At 46.2% G+C, this 21,747-nt stretch carries 20 protein-coding genes; 13 read left to right on the forward strand and 7 right to left on the reverse strand.

Translation table 11 applies throughout. The features are described 5' to 3' along the window. Nucleotides 1–374 precede the first annotated feature (374 nt). Both ACP7H9_RS12895 and ACP7H9_RS12900 read left to right on the forward strand, forming a co-directional pair. Nucleotides 375–524, forward strand: coding sequence for a hypothetical protein (locus ACP7H9_RS12895; protein ID WP_439222875.1), 150 nt, complete (start codon nucleotides 375–377; stop codon nucleotides 522–524). A 79-nt stretch (nucleotides 525–603) separates the two neighbouring features. Further along, a complete protein-coding gene (locus ACP7H9_RS12900) occupies nucleotides 604–1,203 on the forward strand; it encodes a hypothetical protein (protein WP_439222876.1) in 600 nt (199 codons plus the stop codon). A 207-nt stretch (nucleotides 1,204–1,410) separates the two neighbouring features. Here the strand turns inward: ACP7H9_RS12900 and ACP7H9_RS12905 are convergent, their stop codons facing one another. Genes ACP7H9_RS12905 through ACP7H9_RS12915 form a run of 3 tightly spaced genes read right to left on the reverse strand, consistent with a single transcriptional unit; the run spans nucleotide 1,411 to nucleotide 4,134 of the window. Continuing rightward, nucleotides 1,411–2,700 (reverse strand): ISL3-like element ISPpu12 family transposase, encoded by a 1,290-nt coding sequence (locus tag ACP7H9_RS12905; protein WP_439222877.1) that lies wholly within the window; start codon nucleotides 2,698–2,700, stop codon nucleotides 1,411–1,413. 21 nt (nucleotides 2,701–2,721) lie between these two features. Further along, on the reverse strand, nucleotides 2,722–3,234 hold the full coding sequence (gene lspA / locus ACP7H9_RS12910; protein ID WP_004863699.1) for a signal peptidase II: 513 nt from the start codon (nucleotides 3,232–3,234) through the stop codon (nucleotides 2,722–2,724). A gap of 3 nt (nucleotides 3,235–3,237) precedes the next feature. Next, a complete protein-coding gene (locus tag ACP7H9_RS12915) occupies nucleotides 3,238–4,134 on the reverse strand; it encodes a cation transporter (RefSeq protein ID WP_159178004.1) in 897 nt (298 codons plus the stop codon). Between the two features lie 95 nt (nucleotides 4,135–4,229). Here ACP7H9_RS12915 and cadR point away from each other — a divergent pair, with 95 nt between their 5' ends. Then, nucleotides 4,230–4,637 carry a Cd(II)/Pb(II)-responsive transcriptional regulator gene (gene cadR / locus ACP7H9_RS12920; RefSeq protein WP_004364961.1) on the forward strand — a complete coding sequence of 136 codons (408 nt, stop codon included), beginning with the start codon at nucleotides 4,230–4,232 and terminating at the stop codon, nucleotides 4,635–4,637. A gap of 232 nt (nucleotides 4,638–4,869) precedes the next feature. Then, complete coding sequence (locus tag ACP7H9_RS12925; RefSeq protein WP_439222892.1) at nucleotides 4,870–5,457, forward strand: DUF2971 domain-containing protein; 588 nt, start codon at nucleotides 4,870–4,872, stop codon at nucleotides 5,455–5,457. Nucleotides 5,458–5,605: 148 nt separating this feature from the next. Here the strand turns inward: ACP7H9_RS12925 and ACP7H9_RS12930 are convergent, their stop codons facing one another. Together ACP7H9_RS12930 and ACP7H9_RS12935 are read right to left on the reverse strand one after the other, a co-directional pair. Next, nucleotides 5,606–5,953 carry a hypothetical protein gene (locus tag ACP7H9_RS12930; protein WP_439222878.1) on the reverse strand — a complete coding sequence of 116 codons (348 nt, stop codon included), beginning with the start codon at nucleotides 5,951–5,953 and terminating at the stop codon, nucleotides 5,606–5,608. Nucleotides 5,954–6,498: 545 nt separating this feature from the next. After that, nucleotides 6,499–8,262 carry a TniQ family protein gene (locus tag ACP7H9_RS12935; protein WP_439222879.1) on the reverse strand — a complete coding sequence of 588 codons (1,764 nt, stop codon included), beginning with the start codon at nucleotides 8,260–8,262 and terminating at the stop codon, nucleotides 6,499–6,501. 169 nt (nucleotides 8,263–8,431) lie between these two features. Between ACP7H9_RS12935 and ACP7H9_RS12940 the strand changes: the two genes are divergently transcribed. From ACP7H9_RS12940 to rraB, 9 genes are all read left to right on the forward strand, one after another. Beyond that, entirely contained in the window at nucleotides 8,432–9,283 is an 852-nt protein-coding gene (locus ACP7H9_RS12940; RefSeq protein WP_439222880.1) for a WYL domain-containing protein, read from the forward strand. A 455-nt stretch (nucleotides 9,284–9,738) separates the two neighbouring features. Further along, nucleotides 9,739–10,176: a hypothetical protein gene (locus ACP7H9_RS12945; RefSeq protein WP_439222881.1), complete on the forward strand. Its 438-nt coding sequence runs from the start codon at nucleotides 9,739–9,741 to the stop codon at nucleotides 10,174–10,176. Nucleotides 10,177–10,275: 99 nt separating this feature from the next. Then, on the forward strand, nucleotides 10,276–10,827 hold the full coding sequence (locus ACP7H9_RS12950; RefSeq protein ID WP_439222882.1) for a hypothetical protein: 552 nt from the start codon (nucleotides 10,276–10,278) through the stop codon (nucleotides 10,825–10,827). Then, a complete protein-coding gene (locus ACP7H9_RS12955; protein ID WP_439222883.1) occupies nucleotides 10,820–11,230 on the forward strand; it encodes a hypothetical protein in 411 nt (136 codons plus the stop codon). The genes ACP7H9_RS12950 and ACP7H9_RS12955 overlap by 8 nt, the downstream gene beginning before the upstream one ends. Before the next feature lie 199 nt (nucleotides 11,231–11,429). Then, a complete protein-coding gene (locus ACP7H9_RS12960) occupies nucleotides 11,430–13,169 on the forward strand; it encodes an ATP-dependent nuclease (protein WP_439222884.1) in 1,740 nt (579 codons plus the stop codon). Continuing rightward, nucleotides 13,169–14,584, forward strand: a complete 1,416-nt coding sequence (locus tag ACP7H9_RS12965; protein ID WP_439222885.1) for a UvrD-helicase domain-containing protein — start codon at nucleotides 13,169–13,171, stop codon at nucleotides 14,582–14,584. The genes ACP7H9_RS12960 and ACP7H9_RS12965 overlap by 1 nt, the downstream gene beginning before the upstream one ends. Before the next feature lie 355 nt (nucleotides 14,585–14,939). Beyond that, nucleotides 14,940–17,183: a DNA topoisomerase IV subunit A gene (parC, locus tag ACP7H9_RS12970; RefSeq protein ID WP_011235181.1), complete on the forward strand. Its 2,244-nt coding sequence runs from the start codon at nucleotides 14,940–14,942 to the stop codon at nucleotides 17,181–17,183. 13 nt (nucleotides 17,184–17,196) lie between these two features. Next, nucleotides 17,197–17,937 carry a 1-acylglycerol-3-phosphate O-acyltransferase gene (locus ACP7H9_RS12975; protein WP_011235180.1) on the forward strand — a complete coding sequence of 247 codons (741 nt, stop codon included), beginning with the start codon at nucleotides 17,197–17,199 and terminating at the stop codon, nucleotides 17,935–17,937. Further along, complete coding sequence (gene rraB, locus ACP7H9_RS12980; protein WP_011235179.1) at nucleotides 17,934–18,320, forward strand: ribonuclease E inhibitor RraB; 387 nt, start codon at nucleotides 17,934–17,936, stop codon at nucleotides 18,318–18,320. Before ACP7H9_RS12975 ends, rraB begins: the two co-directional genes overlap by 4 nt. 120 nt (nucleotides 18,321–18,440) lie before the next feature. Here rraB and ACP7H9_RS12985 read toward each other — a convergent pair whose 3' ends face one another. Continuing rightward, entirely contained in the window at nucleotides 18,441–21,290 is a 2,850-nt protein-coding gene (locus tag ACP7H9_RS12985) for a valine--tRNA ligase (protein WP_011235178.1), read from the reverse strand. A gap of 7 nt (nucleotides 21,291–21,297) precedes the next feature. Next, complete coding sequence (locus ACP7H9_RS12990) at nucleotides 21,298–21,747, reverse strand: DNA polymerase III subunit chi (RefSeq protein WP_011235177.1); 450 nt, start codon at nucleotides 21,745–21,747, stop codon at nucleotides 21,298–21,300.

Below are 21,747 nucleotides of genomic sequence, written 5' to 3' on the forward strand. Positions count from 1 at the left end.
ACCTCGTTGGTTAGAACGTGGCGATAAATTAGGCTATCTGCAAAGTGGTGACTAGGCGTGGTTTATGTGACGCTTACCTTTCATTAAGGATACTCCTGAAAATATTGATGAACTAATCAAGGATGCCAATCAAAAACATTCTTGGAATACGAGATTGTCCGCTTTGAATGAGTTACGAAAGTATGATTGTCCTCAATCACGAGAGGTAATTATAAGGCTTGCTCTGCATGATAAAGTGTACAGAGTCAAAGAAGAGGCGTTTCGTGCTGCTCAAGCCTTGGATTTAACTAAAAACGGCAAGCCTATACAGTTGCGCAAGAAAAATATCGGATACAAGTCGTCCGATTTCACAAAGCAATTTCAAAGAATTAAGTTTGAAAAAAATGGACGAGTTCGATCTTACTGCTTTTAAGGATACCTTTGAGAGTGTGAACCCTGAAATGTTCGATGTTATGTCGTTTGAAAAAGGCAATAATTTTGATATTTGGATCAAGAACACATTCAATGGGCTGCCTAAGAAATAGGCATTGAATGCAAGCAAAGCTGAGCATTACAAAGTTTTTTGTTGGTGGAGTTAGGCAATACTAAATAGGAGATTCGACATTGGATAACGAGGCATTCGAGCTTATTAAAAGCATATCAGTGATTGCCACTCCATTTCTACTTGCGGTAATTGGTGGGTTCGGTTGGGTAATCAAGCAAAAAGTTGAGAGTAATCAGAGTAGACTAGATTCGCAAAGAGCGCGTATTTCGGAGCTGGAAGATAAGCTAAGGGAGGATCGCATAAAAACTTACAATGCCTTGCTGGAACCCTTTTTCCTGTTGTTTACTTCTGAGGAAGCTTTTTCGTTAGATAAAAAGTTCAAAGGGAAGGATAAGAACAACATGGCAATGTCAAAAATGCTCTCGGTTGAATACAGGAGTGTAGGTTTCAAGTTATCTCTTGTCGCAAATGATGAGGTAGTTCGCTGTTACAACAAGCTCATGCAGTTTTTCTATCACACAGAGGCCGATGCTCGTCCATTGATGATAAAAACATCGCATTGGATAGCATTGATGGGAGAGTTACTTTTGGAAATTAGAAAAAGTATGGGCAATAAAGAAAGCGAGCTTGATTCTTGGGAAATGATCGAATGGTTCATGAGTGATGCAGATAAGTTGAAAACAATGCACTTAACGCAGGAAGAAGTTAGCGAATTGTAGTGAAGGCTGCTAATGGGTTGAACTAGCCCAAATGGGGAAATTCTTAAAAGGGACAGATGCCATGATTTTATACAAATACTATGGGTATGATTCTGGCTTAAAGGCCCTGAAAAGTGGTCAGTTGGGTTTTCGAAAGCCCAAAAATTTTAGGGTATACGGATTTAATGGTTGATGGGGCACCTTCACCCCATCAATCTGATACCACCCTCAGATGGTTGATAGATCGACTCCGTAGTTGAGTTCCTCTGCGAAGTCCGGCAGTCCGTAACCGATGGTTTTCTTGTAGAAAGGAGAGACCTTCGCAGTCGGTGCCTTCTTCTTGTGCTTCGTGGTGTAGAGCATTCGTGCCCGCATCACCTCGAAGGAGTAACCGCGCCCTTCACGGTTCTTGTCCTTGGCCAGTCGGTTGATGGACTCCGTGTAAGCGTTGGTGACGGGCATGTCCGTCTCGAAGTAGGTCATGGTCTCTTCGCGCCAGTTTCCCACTGCCCTGATCAGATCGCTCCAGACTTCCTTTTGGCCCTTCGGGATGGTGGCTATCCACTCGTCCAGGGCGGCTTCTGCCTGGAGCCGTGTGGTGGCGTCCCAGATGCCGTAGAAGCGCTCCTTGTGCTCGTAGGCGGCCAGCAGTTGCGGGAACGCGCCTGTCCAGGTCTCCATGATGAGGCGCTCCCGGTCTGAGACTTCGTGAGCGCGTTTCAGCAGGATTTTCCGGTCTCCCTTGAGAGTCCGGCTCTGGGACGGTTTCAGCTCCTTTCTGAGGCCCTTGCGCACTCTCTCTAGGGCATCGTTGGCCATGCGCACCACATGGAACTTATCGACCACGATACGGGCCTGGGGCAGCACAGCCTTGACCGCTGCCCGGTAGGGGTTCCACATGTCCATGCTGACGATCTCGACCTTCTGCCGGTCTTTCAGCTTCATCAGGTAGTTGGTCACCACGTCCTGGCGGCGGGTGGCCAGAAGGTCGAGCAGGGTTCGCTCCTCAATGTTGGTCAGAATGCAGCGGTAGCGCTTGTTCAGGTATAGCTCGTCAATGCCCAGGATGCGGGGCGTCTCGAAGCGGTGCCAGCGCCCCAGGAACTCGGCGCGGGCGTTGAAGATGTCGCGCACCGTCTTCTCGTCCAGGCCGGTCTGTGCCGCCACAAAGGTGTAGGGGTGGTTGAAGGATTCCTTCTCCACGTACTCATGCAGCCGCAGTGTCATACGGAATCCGTCCACCATCTCCGGTAGCTGGGGCCTGAATGTTGTCTTGCAGGCCCGGCAGGTGTATCGGCGGCGGACCACCCAGAGAGTGACCCGCTTGCCGTGGATGGGCAGATCACGATAGGGAACGTCACGCTTGCCGAACCGTACGAACTCACCCTGCACACCGCATTCCTCGCAGGCGATGGGATCGGGCACGTCCACCTGGAAGTGCATTTCGTCGTCGGTTGATTTGCAGCCCAGTACTTGGTATTGCGGCAGGTGAAGGATGTTGTCGGGAAGTTCGGTCATGGTGTTGTATAGGCGTAGGTGTCAGTCAGATCCATCCGGCTCGGCATTGGTGTTTGCTTTTTTACCCAACAAGCTGCTGGAAACGAAAAGTAAGGCACCGAGGACAATTGCAATATCAGCCAGGTTGAAGGCCGGCCAATGCCAGTCTCGCCAATAGAAATCAAAGGAATCCACAACATAGCCGCGAAAGACCCGGTCAATCAGGTTGCCCATGGCGCCACCGAGGATAAGACTGTAAGCGATGGCTTCTCCTTTATGACGATTTTCAAGGATCAGCTTGATCAGAAAAATCGAGACCACTACCGCGATTCCGATAAAAAAGTAGCGCTGCCAGCCTCCACCATTCGCAAAAAGACTGAATGCGGCACCGGTGTTCCATAGGTGCACCCAGTTAAAGAACGGGGTCACCGAAACATACTCGCCATAGGCCATTGATTGCTGCACCAGCCACTTTACAGCCTGATCAGACGCTGCCAGCAGGCCCGATATGGACAATAGGGCATACGGCGAGAGCTTTTTGCCAATAATGAGCATTATTTAACCCTTCAACGCCAGAATGCGTCTGGCACCGTTAAGTACAATGACCCCCGCGATGGTGCCGATAATCAGATCCGGATAATTGGACCCGGTCCACGCGACCAGGGCGCCGGCGGTGATGACCCCCAGGTTGATCACCACGTCGTTGGCCGAAAATATCCAGCTAGCCTTCATATGAGCTCCGCCCCCTCGATGTTTGGATACCATCAGCAGACAGGCGGTATTGGCAATCAATGCGACGAATGCGATGGCTATCATCACCAGCGATTCAGGCTCACTACCGAATACAAAGCGCCTCACGACCTCTACGAGTACGCCAACAGCCAAAACCAGTTGGACCACACCAGCAACGTGCGCAACACGGACCTGCCTTTTCACGCTATGCCCAACCGCATAAAGAGCGAGTCCGTACACTGCCGCATCAGCAAAATTGTCCAGGGACTCTGCAATGAGGCCAGTTGACTGAGCCATCAGACCGGCAGTCATTTCCACCACGAACAGAAGTGCATTGATGCCGAGCAACCAGCGCAGGGTCCCGGATTCTTGCTTAGCAGAAGCTGCCGAAAACTCGGCGGCCTTGATGGTCTCCGGATTTGCAGCAACGCTTTCCTGAAGCGCGGCTCCTAGCCCCAAGGTCTTCAGTTTCGATGTGACGGGCTCGACCTCGCCGTCATGCACGACCTTCAGCCGGCGGTTCGACAAGTCGAAGGACAGCGCTCGAATCTCCTCAAAGCCGCTCAGGGCTAGGCGAATCATTCGTTCTTCTGATGGACAGTCCATCTTCGGCACGGCATAAACACTGACCCATCTCCCTGGCGCCTCGGAGGAGGCCTGTATATCGGTATCCGCTGCGGACGTTGCATCACCGCCACAGGCGCCACCACAGGATTTGCTCATGATACGACTCCACTTGAACAATGTTGTGGTACCATTTTAAACTATAAAGCTACTATAAGGTCAATAGGGTAAAGAATCCGTTGGGGAGGAGGCTGATGCGCATTGGTCAGTTGGCGCAGTTGGTAGGGGTCGAAACACAGACGATCCGCTTCTATGAACAGCAGGGCTTGTTGCCGCCGCCTGATCGGCAGGACAACGGTTACCGTGTCTATACCGAGAAGCATGGTGAGGGGCTGGCCTTCATCCGTCGCTGCAGAATCCTGGGCCTGTCACTGGCTGAGATTCACGAACTACAGAGCTATCAGGACGACCCTCATCAGCCTTGTACCGCCGTCAACGCCTTGCTCGATGATCACATCTCTCATGTGCGGTCGCAGATAACCGCTCTGCAAGCGCTTGAGAAACAACTCGTTTCACTGAGAGCGAGTTGCAACGATGACCGGGAAGTTGAGGCGTGTGGGGTTCTTGCTGGAATTAGCGAAGGAAACATGCACCAGCAGTAGGTGAAGCATCAACCAGATAATCCGATGAGATGCCGGTCTGTCTCACTCTCATGCAAAGGTAAGATCAACCATTTAATCCGCTTACCCAAATTTTAATGATCCCTTTGAGCTAAGTTTTTTATCTAATAGCAATGGGCCAGACTCCAAAGCGGTGAGCTTGAGAAGAGTTTTGGAGGATCTTCGAGATACAGTTGTAGTCTTATCATTGACGCGAACCCCAGATAACCCTCTTATGTGGGCCCATTACTGTGACGACCACTCTGGGTTCGTAGTTGGCTATGATGTCAGCGATGATTTCTTGTCATCTCAAGAGTACAACCTGATACCTGTGACTGCGGGCGATGTTGTTTATACCAATACCAAAAGCGCTCATATTCTTAATCCGGAGGTTATGGAGCGTATTCAAGGCGTATACCTTTCTGGTTTCGGGGATCTTAGTCAACTTAGGGAGCCAGAGACTAATGCGTTAGCAAGAAAGATATTTCTTACAAAGCATGCCAGTTGGGTTTACGAAGAAGAAGTCCGAGTGGTTAAAATGACACAGTCATTATTTGATGAAACCGAGAAAGCTTGTGAGAATCCAAGGAGGACATATACCTGGTCGACTAGAGACATTGCTCCTGACATAGCGGTTGAGGAAATTCCAGGATTAGCGATTTTTAACTTTCAGGTTCCCATCAAGGAGGTCTATTTAGGCTTGCGCAACAAACTAGTTGAAGCTCAAAACGATTTTACACGAATTGAGGGAGCCGACTACTTTAGGTTCTTGATGGATGACAAGTCGTGGAATTTGAAAGCCGAAAAATTACCTGAAACTTAAAATAGTTAGCTGAATTTATTACCAACTTGGAATTGAATACAAGCGAGCCTTTCAACCAACAGATGTCAAAGTCCTTTTGAGTTGAATTAAAACGGGGCAACCTTCTTATGGACGCCTCAAGCACTCAAGAGTTAATGGAACCAAAAATTTAGGGCGAGTCGATAAGGAAGGTTACACAAGCGCCCAAAAGACCATCAGTTCGAAATATTAACTTTTGCCAGTGGGTAAGGGTTAGCTGGTAACCTAAAGTCTCAATAAGGTCGATAGAGGGCGCTTTTGGGGTCTTTACATCTGATGATCGGAGTAAGATTGTATTACGGCCACAATCTTCGAGCGAAATAGTCCAGATATCCTCTGCTCCAACAGAGATGTGCGTTTTTGCGATTTGGAATCCACCTTGGTAACCGAACCAGCCTTGGAGATGAGCTGGGTCTAGTAAAATTGCTTCACGTCTGTTGGGAATGGTGGTGGACGTTATCGGAATTAGTGAATTCATAACTTTTCTCCCGTTAATTCAGAAAGGCCGGAAAGCCATACCATTTAACCAAATCTCGGCAAATTTAATAACTTTTGGGTCTTGCTGACCTGAGCCCAGGGTTGGCGCTTCTTGGACAACGAAACGCAATATGTCGAGCATCGCGTTAGTTTTAAATATAAAGGCAGCGTCATTTAGAAAGCTGTCATTGGTCTGATTGTTCAATAAGGACTCGACTCCAAGGTACATATATTCGAACGCGTGTATTTGAGATAAAAGCCTTTTGGAACGTGGAGGATATTCGGAGAGACTTAGTCCGAATAGAAGGCAGCTTGGAATACATCCCATGTGAGCTAGGACTTGATAGTATGCTTGCGAAGAAGTGTCAGTTGGTGGCACAAACCCACGTTTAGCAATTGGCGAATGTGGCGAAATAACTTGGGAATCCGATAATTTCGAGTAATTAAAATGCAAGCATATACGCTCGATTTCAATTCTCTCTGATTGAGATAGTAGGTCGCCTAACCAGATCCCCTTGGTGTCCATTACAGAATCGATTTCGCACATTACTCGCGTTCCTCCTGTCGAAGATATATGCATACAACGCCACCATCAATTCTCGGCCCACTGACACAACTGAGGTTTTTACGGTTCTTAGGTTTGAGCTTGTACGCGGCAGTAAATTTTCCCAGAGATTTTGAGTTGATAACCTTGATTGGGCGTGTTTGAGATGGGAGCTTCACTGTTGATGAATCAAGAAACCCTCTTTTAGCCAAGTCGTAAACAGCATTGATATTCACGTCCAGAATTTTCGAGACCTCCCAAGGGTGCAGATACCCTTGCATGGTCGGAGGTGATGTATGCGTTATGATTGGGTGAAACTGCTTCAAAGACAATGCTTTATTTCTGTCCGGAGTAAATGTGTAGCCCAGCCTCCCGAACAGCATATTTTCGATGCATGACGCAATGGTTTTGCCTCTAAATTGCATTGCTTTGATCGAAACGGCGCCTTCTAATTTCTTGTTCTTAGCGCACGACAAGGCTCGTTGCTTAAGTTGTTCAACTAAGTTTTTAATTGTTCGAAGGTCGAAAATCCAGTCTCTGCAATGCTTATCTGGTTTTGCTACAGGCGATATCAAATTGACTTTTACAAGTGACTTTACGACATCGTGACCGACATCTAATTGCCTGCAAAGCTCAGACATCGTTATAAAATAAGGCTTGAGTGTGACAAAGTTCATGACTTCTCTTTTATCCATCAAACTTAAGCCCTTACGCGTTGTTAGCGGCTGCTCAAGCAACCCCGCGTCTATAAGTCGATTTAATCCTCGTTGGCGGATGCCAAGCACTTGCATGACTTTTTTGCATGAAATTCTCGTGACACAATCTTCGGATATTAATCTGTGGTTAGGGTTCCACAAATAAATGGTAGATGAGGTTCCAGATATGAATGTTTCGAACTCTGCCTTTAGAAGATCGTAGGCGCGGCTTTTAGAGTGTTGGCTTGAATAAAGCTCGTCATACAAGCCGGGGAATTTGACTCTGAGTCCCTCTCCCCCATCTACGCACTTGGACTGGCGTTCATAAGATTTGAAGATCCGTGTTACCTCGTTCGGATGTGAACTAAGTCTGCTGTATATATTACCCCATATCTCTCTGGGTGCAGACGCTGGGGAGGAGTATTTCTCATGTTCAGGTGCGAATTTAAAAATAAAGCGAATCAGTAAAAGAGCATCACAAAGAGAAAGTGATCTGAACGTTGAGGAAATGTCGATTAAAGAACTGTTCGAGCATGCTAATGCCAGCGATTTACTTAGTTTAATTGATAATTCGTCGTTGGCTGAGCTGATGTGGAGCTCGTCTTTTACTCTGCTAAAGAAATCGCGGTCCGCCCATTTCAACTTCTGACCAGACATCCAGTGGGTTGATAGAGCGCACCTATGTAAGGGGCAAGAATTTAGAATAGATAATGAACAAAGTGCACTCATGTATCCGAATTCACTAATACACTCATGACATATTTTGGGGTGGGAAAAGTCGAGCATGTCCGCCGGGTAAGACTGTCCAAGCAAGTCAATGATACCGTTCTCAAATCGGGCTGCGTTTGACTTAATAGCTTTTGCATCACAACGGAGAGCTTTGGCAAGCCTTGGAAGCTCAAAATCGCCGTAAACCAACTTGCGATAAGGGATCCTTTGGTTTTTAGTGTCTATTTCGCAAATATGCATCACATCTCGAATGCTGGGACGATGATTGAGCCAGCTAATCCGCATCAGAAACGCCAAAAGGTGCTCATCTTTATGAGGTTTGGGACTAACGAGGAATTGCATTTATTTGACCGTTGCCAAGTAGGATTTCGAAAAGTATAGGATCTTTTTAAAAAGATGCTATTAAATTGATCGTATCATTTAAATATCACTTAAAAGGTCCTATCAAAATATTCGCGGAATTTACGGTAATGCGTTAACTTTGGTCAATAACAACAAAAAAGATGCGCCAATGAGTAAACAAATCCACGAATTTCAGCAGCTACAGTATGCGCAGCGAGAGCGCTTAGCATTTATTGACTATAATTTAGAATATATTGGAAAGGTCAGTAGGAATACGCTAATCGAGTGCTTCGGTGTTGGTCCCGCGAGCTGCTCAAGGGATTTCCGGATCTATAATGCACTGTCACCAGATAACGCCGTTTTGCGGCACCACGATAAGTTTTACTATCGGAAAGATACTTTTAAACCTCTATTTGAGCATGATGCTGGCACAGTTTTAAAATGGCTATCCGAAGGATTTGGCTATGGACTGAGTAACCAGCAACAGAAAACAGATTGGGTAATCAGCCCCCAGTTTCTTTCTGCTCCTGCACCACGATTCCTTGGGCGTTTGTCACGAGCAATTGCTTTAAATAAAGCGCTTTTAATCGTTTATCACTGTGCTGAATCTGGTGTGACTGAAAGAGAAATTGTGCCACACGCGATCGCAAACGTCGGTGAGTATTGGATAGTTAGAGCCTTCGACCGAAGTGCCGGCGAATTTACCGATTATATAGGCTCTCGGATTGAATCTGCTGAAGAACTGGAAAAGGAATTACTGGAATGCGAGAGTGCGTTAGCTGATGAGAAGTGGCAAGGCACTTCCAAATTGGAGTTGATAGCGCATCCAAGTTTGAAGTACAAAAGCCCTGTAGAAATGGACTTTGGTATGACCAACGGCCGAACCGTTATTAATGTAAGAACAGCTTTAGTTCACTATTTCTTGAGATTCATGAGGATAGATACCGGTGGCATTATTCGTTCGTCGGACCAAAACTTTAATCTGCTGCTGGTTAATTCAAAGGATGTATTGAGGAATTGATTATTCGCGATCGGGCGCAGAGCCTCTGTGTGCTTTGAAAATCGGTTGGCGGTGCGCAAGCCAACCCCTAGTGTAATAGTGTATGAGGTATTCAAGAACGATAGAGGCAATGACTTGATGCTGGCTAGCGACCATAATACCTGTTTAATAAAGTTGTTACTTCTAAAGAATAGTGAGGCTTTATGTTGTTCGCCTTGCTCATTAACATCGCGCGATTTGTTCTTGAGTTGTGTATTTAAGTCGTTTATTGTCGATGACATAAAAAAATAACAATTTGATATTATTCGCCTATTAGAGTGAAACTGTGTATGGGTCAATTGCTTTGTAATTCAGGTTTTTTGTTAGGGGTATTGGCTCTATCGATGGTTTAAAAATAAAATAAAGCACCTAAGTCAATCGCCTGATGTGCGAACGGCCATACCCGAAGGTTATACCTTCTCACGCAAGGAGCATCAATGAGTAACTATGAACTTGTAAAAACGGCTCAAATAGACGGCGATTTTGAAGGTTTTGATGACGAAATCCTTTTCAAGCTCATGGATGGTACATATTGGATTCAAGCTCAATATCTCTACTGGTACCACTATGCGTATTGCCCACGAGTTAACATCCTTAGCGCGAATGGAAATTTTTATCTCCAAGTTGAAGGGCAAAATCAAATTGTACCAATTCGACAAATATCCGACGTTGTCGAATCACAAATAAATGGTGAGTTTAAAGGCTGGGAAGGAGAAACGGTATACGAGCTTACTAATGGACAAGTATGGCAACAGTGTACTTACAGTTATGAATACACTTACTCATACATGCCAGAGGCTTTAGTTTACGATGCTGGGGCTGGTTATAAAATGAAAGTGGAGGGTACTTCAGCAGATGTGCGTAGAATTAAATAAGAATAACAAGCGCAGCCACAGCGACGACTATCCTAAGCTGCATCGCTCTCATTATATAGCTGTACCTACTACAGACGTTAGACAGTTAATAAGGAAGCAATGAAAGCTAACTCATTTGGTAATTTGATTTGGTCGTGCGCGATTCGTTCGTGGGGACCAGTAGTGGCTTTTATAGGATTGGCCATAGCCGTTCTAGCATTTTTCTTCGCACCTGAAACGGACACCATCGAGTTGCGTTGGTTTATCGTTATTACGAGTATAGGTTTTATGCTGCTCGTTATTTTCGCTAGGGCTGCTTGGGAAGCGAATGAAAACCAGATAGTTAGACTTCCAAAAGTTATTTATGTTAAAGAACCGCCCAAGGCATTCCCGGAAGCTTTTGCACTTTTTTTGGTTGAACCAACACCACTATTTTCATATGACGCCATTGTATCAATTTACTACCTCGATGATGGTGTAGAGAGATTGGTAGGGGTAGGTAAAGTCATAAATGTGCAAAACGATCTAAAGGTTCAAGTGCTTGTGCTCGATGATTATGACTTTGGGGGGAAATCTGAATCGATTAAGCAAAACTCTAAAGATGAACTAAAGAAGTTAGTCGTTAAATCATCGGTACCCGGTTTTCTGGTGGAGGCCATCATAAATGTCTGAAGAATCTACATTGTCAAAATATCCTGCTTCTGTCGTAAAAGTCATTGATGACTATACAGTGGTGATTAACCGTGGAAGCGAAGATGGGGTGTCGAAAGGCGATCAATTTTTAGTCTACTACGTCGATCAAGAAGAGTTGATCGATCCTGAGACTGGCGAGAGCCTTGGAAATCTTGAGGTTGTTAGGGGGACGGGTTCTGTGACCCATGTCCAACGAAAAATGGCGACTATAAAATCAAATCGTAGTGTTTCGAGAGGAAGAGTTATTCGGAGAACTTCAAACCCTGGCATTGGTGGATTGCTAGTCTCGTTTGCTGCTGAACGTGAGACTATAGAAGAGCCAGAGCGTGAAGCGCTAGCTTTTGAAGATGTTCAAGTGAAGGATAGAGTCAAGCCTGTATAAAGGTGAACAAGCTAATATTTTCGGCTATTTTTCGCTGTGCTCCAGATCAGAAGCAACTGCGGGTGCTTGTAGCGTCCCACGAATGCGTACTTTCGATCTAGTTCGAATCTTGGAACTTTTTTGCTAAAGCCAGATTTGAAAAAATGTGGCTTAGATAAACATCCATAATTGATAACAGAATACTCATAAGGATTATCTCTTGTCTCAAGTAAGACATATTCACGTAAAAAACTTCCGGGTAATAAAAGATCTTGAGTGGCTACCCAAGCCTGGATTGAATTGCCTTATTGGTCCTGGAGATTCCGGAAAGTCCACTGTACTTGATGCGATTGATCTTGCTTTGGGAGCTAGACGGTCCTATCCGTTCACTGACGCAGATTTTTTTAATCTTGATACAACCAATCCCATTGAGATATGGGTAACTCTTGGCGCATTGAGTGATGAGCTAAAAAATATTGATGCTTACGGGATGTTTTTGAGGAGCTTTGACTCAAACTCAGGAGCAATCTCGGACGAACCTCAGGCCGATCAGGAAATTGTACTTACTCTAAAGTTAACTGTCGCGGAAGATTTGGATGCTGATTGGTTACTTTATTCAGAACGAGCGGAAGCGGAGGGAGTTGAGCGAAGACTTCCATGGAAGCATCGGGAATTCGTTGCACCGGCAAGACTTGGTGTCGCATCCAACCATCATTTGGCTTGGGGTGGAAGGTCAGTTTTAAATAAATTTTCAGAAGATGGCATTGATATGTCATCAACACTGGCACAGCTGAGCAGAACCGCTCGGCAAACGTTTTCAGGGCATGAGGTTGAAGGAATTGAGAACGTACTTGGCAAAGTTAAAGTCCTAGCCAACAATCTTGGAGTACCCGTTGGTGATCTAAAAGCATTGCTTGATGTTAATAGCGTTTCTTTATCACATGGAGCTATTAGTCTCCATAATAGTGACAATACTCCATTGCGCCAGCTGGGAACAGGATCGGCGCGACTACTAGTTAGCGGACTTCAAAAGTCCACTAGTACATCAAACATCTTCATTGTAGATGAGGCGGAATACGGACTAGAGCCATATCGAATATCAAGACTGTTAAATGAGCTTGGCTCAAAATCGGTTAATCCTAAACAGCAGGTTTTTATCACAACACACTCGCCGTATGTTTTGAGAGAGCTTCAGGCTGCGCAGCTCCATGTAATACGAAAAGCAACTGCCGCCCCTTTCCCGGTTCCGCATGTGCACTGTTCTCACTTGATATATTCGTTGACTGGTGGTGATGAACAACAAAGTACTTTACGTGTGTGCGCCGAAGCTTTTTTTGCTCGGTCTGTTATTGTTTGTGAGGGTAAAACAGAGATTGGATTGACCCGAGGTCTTGATCTTTATTGTCAAGATACGGATGTTGCGACCATTCAGTCGTGCGGGACTTTCTGTGCTGATGGCGGCGGTGATAGTATGTTTACGCGAGCTAAGATTTTCAGAAGCCTTGGCTATTCAACAGCAATACTAAAAGACTCAGATAAATATGCAGAACACGTAGTCAGCACTGGTGAGGCCCAAGCGCTCGGTATCCAAGTTTTTGAATGGGGAAATAATTCTTCAACCGAAGACGCGTTGTTTGATAATTGTCCAGCAGAGGTTATTCCTGCTCTACTCAATTTGGCTGTTGAGCGGAAAGGTCACGATTCAATAAACTCGAATATACAAGAATTTTCGGGGAATCAAATTTCTCTCGATGACTGCCTCAATAGGTTTGACGATACGATGAGGCCTGTACTCGCTAAATCTGCTAAGAGTAGAAAAGGGGCATGGTATAAAGATATTGAGCCCGCCGAGAATATCGCTCGCTTTATAATTGCCCCACAGTACCCCAATTTTGGTCAACAATTTAAGCAACCTGTAAGCGACTTATTCGCATGGGCAAAGTCGATGGGAGCTCTCTAGTGAGTGTTGAAGCCGTGTTAGGTTCTAGTAGAGGATTGATTGTTGCTCCAGCTGGGTGTGGAAAAACACATTTAATAACCGAAACTTTGGCTGTTAAAGACAACAAACCTTATCTGGTCCTAACGCACACTACGGCTGGTGTAGCTGCGCTGAAGCAACGCTTGAAACGCCTCGGGGTCCCTAATAAAAATTATGTTGTATCTACTATCGACGGGTGGGCACGACAGGTCTCAAATATCTTTCCGACATCCTGTAATGTGGGTGCGACACCCGATAACCCAAGAGTTTTTTATCCAGAGTTGAGAAGGAAGGTTCAAGAGTACCTAGCTCCAGGTCATATATCTGAAATCATTAGGGCATCATACACTCGCCTTCTAGTTGATGAGTATCAGGATTGTGATGCTGACCAACATGCGTTGATATGTTCGCTTTCTGACGTCTTACCAACCACAATCTTTGGAGATCCGATGCAGTGTATCTTCAACTTTGGTGGGCCTATGCCGTCTTGGGATGGTGACGTTAAGTCGAGGTTTCCGGTCATTATGGAGTTAAACACTCCGTGGCGATGGATAAATTCGGGAACGCCTGCTTTAGGACAGTGGATTCTCGATTGCCGGGAGTCTTTATTGCATCGAAGATCTATAGATCTTTTAAGTTGTCCGGATTTCGTACATTGGGTTCAGTTAACTGGCGATCCACAAACTGACAACCAAAAGCAGACGGAAACTCAGTATCACATACGAAATAGTAACGATCCTAGCCATTCACTATTAGTCATCGGGGATTCAAGAAATCCACGTTCGAGACACAACTTCGCAAGTCTATCGCGAGGTATTGATGTTGTTGAGCCGGTTGATTTGGGTGATGTGACGCATATTTCTTCCCAGATCGACAACTTGCGTGGTGAGGAGCTGGCAAATCATGTCCTTACCGCTGCATCATCAATGATGACTGGGGTAGGAAAAGCAAGCGTGCTCAAGCGAATGCCCTCAATATTGGCAGGTCGCAATCGCACGCCTCCTACTCCAGTCGAACAAGCCATGAAAGATGTTATTGAATCCGGTGATAAAGCCTCTATTGGCAATCTATTAGGTTGTCTTGAGGTTAGTCCTGATACAAGGTTATTCCGAAGAGGTGCATTTACGGCACTGAAAAGCGCTGTTTCATTGAGTGCTAGTGAGCCAACTAAAACCACAAAGCAAGCTGCTGAAATAATAAGGGAACAGCGTCGACATAAAGGTGATAGCCGTATACCCTCCCGTGCAATTGGGTCGACTTTGTTGTTAAAGGGGCTGGAGGCAGATCACTGTCTTTTATTGGATGCTGGAAGTTTGAACGCTCAGAACCTGTACGTAGCGCTGTCACGTGGAGCAAAGTCTGTTACCGCATTTTCTAATTCAAACGTTTTACTTTAATTTTTAATCAGATCGCTTAAGTAAAATTAGTTAGGTGTTAACATAGTGGCCTTATAGTTCTCAGGTCAGCTATACGCTCGGCGGGTTAACATTCAAAGGTTTATAGTAGATAGTTAATTACTTACTCTTGCATCAGACTTCAAAAAGATAGACGATGCTACGCTAAAAAGTACGTGACGGTTTAGCGTCTTTTTTTGTCACTTTATGGTTTATTTGTTGCATTTTTTGTCAGCTTATTGTTTTAAGGTGGGGCTGCGACGTGCGAATAAGCTTGGCGTATCGCTAATGAATTTTGTCACTTTATGGCTTACGGTACAGCTGAACTGTAAGCACTTGTGAGCAAGGAGAAGTCAGAATGACGACGGAAGTTACAGAAACCCGCCCACTGAGTCGCTTTACCGAAGAGGCCTACCTTAATTACTCCATGTACGTAATTATGGACAGGGCACTGCCAAATATTGGCGATGGCCTGAAACCGGTACAGCGACGCATTGTTTACGCAATGTCAGAGCTGGGTTTGTCTGCATTAGCAAAATATAAAAAATCGGCTCGTACCGTGGGTGACGTGCTGGGTAAGTTCCACCCGCATGGTGACAGCGCCTGTTATGAAGCAATGGTATTAATGGCGCAGCCCTTTACCTATCGTCATCCTCTGGTGGATGGTCAGGGTAACTGGGGTTCTCCGGATGACCCTAAGTCTTTTGCGGCTATGCGTTATACCGAAGCCCGGTTGTCTAAGTTCAGCGAAGTGCTGCTGAGTGAACTGGGTCAGGGCACAGTTGACTGGATACCGAACTTCGACGGTACCATGAAAGAACCACAGGTTCTGCCCGCGCGGTTACCTCATATATTATTGAACGGCGTTACCGGCATTGCTGTTGGTATGGCGACGGATATTCCTCCGCACAATGCCCGTGAAGTAGCAAATGCTTGTGCGATGTTACTGGAAAAGCCCGGCAGCCAGCTTGAAGATATAATGGAAGTGTTGAAGGGTCCGGATTATCCGACGGATGCAGAAATCATTACGCCGTCGGAAGACATCGTCAAACTGTATGAAACCGGGCGTGGCAGCATTAAAATGCGAGCTTGTTACAGCGTTGAAGACGGCGAAATTGTTATTACGGCGCTGCCACACCAAGCCTCAGGTGCAAGGGTTTTAGAGCAAATAGCGCATCAGATGCAGGCGAAAAAACTTCCTCTGGTATCTGACCTGCGGGATGAGTCTGACCACGAAAATCCGACCCGGTTGGTTGTGGTTCCGCGTTCAAATCGAGTCGATACCGAACAGTTAATGAACCACTTGTTTGCTACCACCGATTTAGAGAAGCAGTATCGGGTTAATCTGAATATTCTCGGCTTAGACGGTCGGCCAAAAGTGAAGCCTTTGGTGGGCATTTTGAAGGAGTGGCTGGAATTCCGTCAGACCACTGTTACCCGCCGTTTGCAGCATCGTTTAGATAAAGTGCTGGCGCGTTTGCATATTCTGGAAGGCTTACTCATTGCTTATCTGAATATTGATGAAGTTATTGAGATTATTCGTACAGAAGACAAGCCGAAAGAAGAACTGATGAGTCGCTTTGCGCTTACCGATAAGCAAGCTGAAGCGATTCTTGAATTGAAATTACGCCACTTAGCTAAATTGGAAGAAATGAAGCTGACTGGCGAACAAGATGAATTGAATAAAGAACGAGAAAAGCTTGAGACCTTGCTGGGCTCTGATCGTCGTCTGAAAACTTTGATTAAGAAAGAATTGCTGGCGGATGCTGAGAATTATGGTGATGAACGTCGTTCGCCTATTGTTGAACGTTCTGAAGCAAAAGCGCTAAGCGAACGAGACTTAACACCTGCTGAAGCGGTCACTGTTGTGCTCTCTAAAAAAGGCTGGGTACGTACAGCCAAAGGTCATGATATCGAGGGTGATAAGCTCAGTTATAAATCGGGCGACAGCTATCTTGCTTCGGCTGAAGGGAAGAGTAACCAACCGGTCGTTTTTCTTGATAGCTCAGGTAAGAGTTTCTCCTGTGAGGCACATCTACTTCCATCGGCACGGAGTCAGGGGGAACCTCTGACCGGACGTTTCAGTCTGGTTGCTGGTGAGAATGTCGAGCATGTTTTAATGGCAAAAGATGAAAGCCATTTGCTGCTGGCGTCTGACGCAGGCTACGGGTTTGTTTGTCAGTTTAGTGATTTAGTCAGCCGTAATAAAAATGGTAAAGCTATTATTACATTACCTACCGGGGCTAAGATCCTGCCGCCGAATAACGTGAATGACCTGCAACACGACAAAGTCATTGTTATTTCCAATGAGGGTCGGATGTTGGTGTTCCCGGTTGCAGACTTACCCCAGTTGAGCAAAGGAAAAGGGAATAAGTTAATCAGTATTCCGGCCTTAAGAGCGCAGTCCCGCGAGGAGTATGTGGTTGCTTTAGCTACCGCCGCGCCGGATGCCGCTATTACCCTGATTGCAGGTAAACGCAAACTGACTCTGAAGCCGGCTGATTTAGAACATTATTACGGAGAACGTGGTCGCCGGGGCAATAAACTGCCGCGCGGGTTACAACGTGTCGACGGAATAGTGGTTGAGGAAAACAAGGATTAATTGGGGAGTTTGAATGTTAGCCTTGTTGCGATGGTTGTTTCTTGGCGGTTTTGTTGTGGTGTTTGGTGTCGTAGGCTGCTTGTTTTGCATTGTCCGCCCTTTTCACCGTAACAATACCTATCGTTTTGCCCATATCTTTGGTTGGGCAATACGGGTTTTGGGGATGCGAATTGAGGTCAGCCGGCACCCGGATATCGAAAAGGGTGGGCCTTATGTCTTTATTTGTAATCATCAAAATAGCTGGGAAATTTTCACCATAGCAGCAATGCTGCCAAAAAATACGGTGACTGTTGGCAAGAAGAGCCTTAGGTGGATCCCCTTTTTCGGCTGGCTCTACTGGTTGGCAGGCAATATCCTTATAGACAGAAAAAATGCCGGTAAAGCCCATGGCACAATCGGGCAGACGGCTGATGTAATAAAGCGGCGCGATATTTCGGTATGGATGTTTCCAGAAGGCACTCGCAGTTACGGGCGTGGTTTGTTGCCATTTAAAAACGGTGCATTTCATACTGCTTTTCGTGCCCAGGTGGATGTCGTGCCGGTCTGCGTGTCTGAATTACACGGTAAGATAAAGATGAACCGCTGGAACAACGGTGTGTTAAAAGTGGCGTTTCTTGAACCGGTGAGAATTGCCAATTATCAGCGAGAGAACCTACGTGAATTAAGTGCTCACTGTCATCAAAAAATGGATGATAAAATTAAGCAGTTAAACGCGAGCATTGAGCAAGAACAGGCTAAAAAGGAAAAAACATGAGTCGAGATCTTAATGATCTACTTACGCAAAGTGAAGAAACTGTACAGGCTTTGATTGCTGATGGTGCAGAAACAGAACTCTTGTATGAAATTGAACATCACTTAGCCAGCCAGGACTTCACCAAATTGGAAAAAGCCGCTGTTGAACTGGTTAAGCAGGGGTATCATGTGGACGATGCCGACGAGTTTGAAGACGAACGTGGCAAGCGTTGGTTTGCGTTTATGGCGGTCACCGACGCTGAGCTTGATAACGATATTCTCAACCGTCAGGTGCGTGAAATAGCCGCTATTGCTGACGAATGCGAAGTTGAATACGACGGCTGGGGCACGCTGATTGAAGACGAAGAACTTGACGATGAAGACTTAGATGATGGAGAGGAATGAGCCTCTCTCAGCCTTTATTGGTAATTAAAGCAATAGTTTTGTTTAGAATAGATAACTTTAGAAAAAAGCCCGAATCTAATGATCCGGGCTTTTTTTGTTCAGCAATGGCGTCGTACAAAATTAGAGAGCTTTAATTTTGTCCTGCTGCTCCTGCAACTGTTTTAGCGTTGTTTCAGCCTCTGAAAGCTTTTCACGTTCTTTGGCAATGACCGCTTCAGGTGCTTTACTGACAAAGTTATCATTGCTTAACTTGCCATTCAGGCGCTGCCACTCTTTATTCGCTTTCTCAATAGACTTTTGCAGACGTTGCAGCTCAGCTTCTTTATCAATTAAACCGGCCATTGGAATGTGTAGCTTCAACGTATCAACCAGCGCAGTCATACTGGCTGGTGCGTCATCGTCGCTTTCAATAAACTCAATAGACTCCAGTTTTGCCAGGCTACTCAGGAAGCTTTCATTGTTTTGAATACGACCTTTTGCCATTGCATCGGCATTTGAGAGTAACAGCGGTAGCGGCTTATTCGGTGATAAGTCCATTTCACCGCGAATATTACGAATAGCCAAAATAACGCGCTTAAGCCACTCCATGTCCTGCATTGCCTGATGGCTGACGTTGTCCTCAACCCGCGGGAACGGCTGCAGCATAATAGTATCATCTGTATTACCAACCAGCGGTTTAACACGTTGCCAGATAGTTTCGGTAATGTAAGGCATAACCGGGTGTAGTAAACGCAGTAACTGCTCTAAAACATTCACCAGTGTGTGGCGGGTACCGCGTTGCTGTGATTCAGTACCATTTTGCAGCACCGGTTTAGTGAGCTCCAGATACCAGTCACAGAATTGGTTCCAGGTAAACTCGTACGCAATAGCCGCAGCCTGATCAAAACGGTAGGTATCCAAAGCCTGACGAAAATCTTTTACTGTGCTGTTAAAACGGGCAATGATCCATTCGTCTGCCAGTGACAGGGTCATATCGTCGTTTTCAAGCCCACAGTCATGTTCTTCGGTGCTCATCAGCACGTAACGGCTGGCGTTCCACAGCTTGTTACAGAAGTTGCGATAACCCTCCAGGCGTTTCATGTCCCAATTGATATCGCGACCTGTTGAGGCAAGCGCAGTTAATGTAAAACGCAGTGCATCGGTTCCGTGAGCGGTGATACCTTCTGGGAATTCCTTGCGGGTGCGCTTTTCAATTTTCTCGCGCATTTTAGGCTGCATCAAATTCGCAGTACGTTTAGCGACCAGCTCGTCAGCACTAATGCCGTCAATCATGTCCAGCGGATCTAATACATTACCTTTAGACTTAGACATCTTCTGGCCTTCCTCGTCACGAATAAGACCGGTCACATAGACCTTCTTAAACGGTACTTGCGGTTGGCCTTCTTCGTCTTTCATAAAGTGCATGGTCATCATGATCATGCGGGCAACCCAGAAGAAAATAATGTCAAAACCGGTAACCAGCACATCGGTCGGATGGAAGGTTTTTAAGTCCTCGGTATTTTTGGGCCACCCTAAAGTCGAAAACGTCCACAACGCCGAAGAGAACCAGGTATCCAGTACGTCTTCGTCCTGCTGTAACGGCGTATCGCCTAAATTATGTTTTTCCCGCACTTCTTCTTCGGTGCGACCAACATAGACATTGCCTTGTTCGTCGTACCATGCCGGAATGCGGTGTCCCCACCATAACTGACGCGAAATACACCAGTCCTGAATGTCGCGCATCCAGCTGAAATACATGTTCTCATACTGCTTGGGCACAAACTCAATGCGGCCATCTTCAACCGCTGCCGTAGCCTGTTTCGCCATAGGTTCAACGCGGACATACCACTGGTCGGTCAAATGCGGTTCAATAGGAACACCACCACGGTCGCCATAAGGTATTTTGTTGGTGTGCTTTTCAATTTTTTCCAGTAAACCAAGCTCGTCAAATTCGGCAACAAGCTGTTTACGAGCCTCGAAACGCTCTTTACCAGCGTACTGTTCAGGTAATATACCGTTAAATCCGTTCAGCTCTTCAAGCGTTTCACCCGTACTGGTGTAAAGGCCGGCTTTTGCCATAACATGAGCCGTGTCATCAAAAATGGAAATCATGCCAGTTTGATGACGCTTGCCAATTTCGTAGTCGTTAAAATCATGTGCCGGGGTTACCTTTACGCAACCGGTACCGAATTCGCTGTCAACGTGATGGTCGGCAACTATCGGAATACGGCGGTTAACAATAGGTAACTCAAGGAATTTACCGACTAAATGAGCGAAACGCTCGTCGTCGGGATGCACGGCAACACAAACATCGCCTAACATGGTTTCCGGGCGGGTGGTCGCGACCACCAAATGGTCTTTACCGTCTTCCGTTTTCTCACCATCGGCGAGCGGATAGCGTAAATACCAGATATAACCTTGTTGTTCTTTGTTCTCGACTTCTAAGTCAGAAATAGCGGTCTGCAGAGCAGGATCCCAGTTTACCAGGCGCTTACCACGGTAAATCAGGTTGTCTTCGTGCAGTTTTACGAACACTTCACGGACCGCATCTGAAAGGCCTTCGTCCATAGTGAAACGTTCGCGATCCCAGTCTACTGAGTCGCCCAGGCGGCGCATTTGTTGGGTAATAGTGCCGCCCGATTGTTCTTTCCACTCCCAGATTTTATCGATGAACGCGTCACGACCGAGCTCCTGACGGGTTTGTCCCTGAGCCGCTAACTGGCGCTCAACAACCATTTGCGTGGCGATACCGGCGTGGTCAGAACCTACTTGCCAAAGGGTATTAAGGCCGTCCATGCGCTGGTAACGGGTAAGCGTATCCATAATCGTGTGTTGGAAGGCATGACCCATATGCAGACTGCCGGTAACATTGGGCGGCGGAATCATAATCGAGTAGGGATCGCCTTTACCTGAAGGCTTAAAATAGCCTTTGTCTTCCCATTGTTGGTAGAGATCTTGTTCTATCGCTGCAGGGGAGTATGTTTTATCCATAATGACCTTACTTCTGTTCGGATGTCAGGGGCTCGGTTTGCATTTGGCAACCGCGCGCCCTGTAATGTTTGTAACGCTCGCGAGCTGTTTTTTTGCCATTGTCATCGGCTGGAACAATGTCATAGAGCTGTTGGCTCTGCTGGGCTTGTACCGGAATCTCTTCCGCCAGGTTAAACAGTGCATAACCCGGACGGTTTTTTACTGCATCCGCCTCAGGCCAGCAAAACTCTACCGGAGCACCAGTGGCCGGGCCTTCGCCGTGTAAGTTATGCGGAATAAAAGCATCACTTGGTTGTTGCCACAAGAGTTCGTCCAAAGCTTCAGCCTGCTGCTGATTACGCGCCCAGACCCGCAACTTTTTATGCTTTCGGTACAGTTGCGCTATCTTATCGCAGATAAGCCGGTTTTGCTCATCTTCAGCTTCGTCCGGCATTAAGAAAAAGGTGGCTGACGACAT

This window comes from Idiomarina sp. ST20R2A10 (assembly GCF_051842345.1).
GTDB lineage: Bacteria > Pseudomonadota > Gammaproteobacteria > Enterobacterales > Alteromonadaceae > Idiomarina > Idiomarina loihiensis.